Genomic DNA, 1,509 nt, shown 5'->3' with positions numbered 1-1,509 from the left:
CTCCAAGGTCATCAAGTTCGCCGGCTGCTACCACGGCCATGTGGACGCCCTGCTCGCCGCGGCGGGCTCCGGTGTCGCCACGTTCGCGCTGCCGGACACGCCCGGTGTCACCGGCGCCCAGGCGAGCGACACGATCGTGCTGCCGTACAACGACCTGGAGGCCGTGCAGGAGGCGTTCCACCGCCACCCCGGCGAGATCGCCTGCGTGATCACCGAGGCGTCGCCCGGCAACATGGGCGTCGTGCCGCCGGCCCCCGGCTTCAACCAGGGCCTGCGGGACGCCTGTCACAAGAACGGCGCCCTGTACATCTCCGACGAGGTCATGACCGGCTTCCGCACCAGCCGCGCCGGCTGGTACGGCGTCGACGGGGTCAAGCCCGACCTGATGACCTTCGGCAAGGTGATGGGCGGCGGCTTCCCCGCCGCCGCGTTCGGCGGCCGGGCCGACGTCATGGCGTACCTCGCGCCCGCCGGGCCCGTCTACCAGGCCGGCACCCTCTCCGGCAATCCCGTCGCCACCGCCGCCGGCATCGCCCAGCTGCGGCTGCTCGACGAGGCGGCGTACGACACGGTGGACGCCGTCTCCGCGCAGATCCAGTCGCTGGTCACCGAGGCGCTGAGCAAGGAGGGCGTGGCGCACCGGGTGCAGAACGCGTCCAACATGTTCTCGGTGTTCTTCACCGACCGGCAGGTGCGCACCTACGAGGACGCCAAGCGGCAGGAGTCGTACCGCTTCACCGCGTTCTTCCACTCGCTGCTGTCGAACGGCGTGTACCTGCCGCCGTCGTCCTTCGAGTCCTGGTTCGTGTCCACGGCTCACGACGAGCGGGCCGTGCAGAAGATCGCCGACGCCCTTCCGGCGGCGGCCCGTGCGGCTGCGGAGGCCACCGCGTGACCATCGGAAACAGTGTGAGCGGCAGCGACAAGGACGTCACGGTCGTCCATCTCATGCGGCACGGGGAGGTGGAGAACCCGGAGGGCGTGCTCTACGGCCGGCTGCCCGGCTACCACCTGTCCGAGCTGGGCCGGAAGATGGCCGACCGGGTCGCGGAGCACCTCGCCCCGCGCGACATCACCTATGTCTGCGCCTCCCCGCTGGAGCGGGCGCAGGAGACCGCCACCCCGATCGCCAAGGCGCAGGGCCTCGACCTGGACACCGACGCGCGGCTGATCGAGGCCGAGAACGTCTTCCAGGGCAAGACCTTCGGCGTCGGCGACGGCGCGCTGCAACGGCCGGGGAACTGGAAGCACCTGGTCAACCCGTTCCGCCCGTCCTGGGGCGAGCCGTACGTGGACCAGGTCGTGCGGATGATGGGCGCGCTGAACGCGGCCAAGGACCAGGCGCGCGGCCATGAGGCGGTGCTGGTCAGCCATCAGCTGCCGGTGTGGATCGTCCGGTCGTACGTGGAGCGGCGGCGACTGTGGCACGACCCGCGCAAGCGGCAGTGCACCCTCGCGTCGCTGACGTCCTTCACCTACCTCGGCGACAAGATCGTGTCGGTCGGCTAC

2 protein-coding genes are annotated in these 1,509 nt (G+C 70.8%); both read left to right on the top strand.

The genetic code is table 11. The features are described 5' to 3' along the window. Window positions 1-895, top strand: an 895-nt coding sequence (locus ACPC54_RS41940) for a glutamate-1-semialdehyde 2,1-aminomutase (protein ID WP_498973010.1), incomplete at its 5' end; no start/stop codon positions are given. Between the two features lie 53 nt (window positions 896-948). Next, window positions 949-1,509: histidine phosphatase family protein (locus tag ACPC54_RS41935; protein ID WP_498973012.1), on the top strand; the 561-nt coding region annotated here is incomplete at its 3' end.

It is taken from the genome of Kitasatospora sp. NPDC094028 (assembly GCF_049543595.1).
Taxonomy (GTDB): Bacteria; Actinomycetota; Actinomycetes; order Streptomycetales; family Streptomycetaceae; genus Kitasatospora.
The sequence above is the reverse complement of the archived record's forward strand: the minus strand, read 5'-3'. Positions and strand labels throughout refer to the sequence as shown.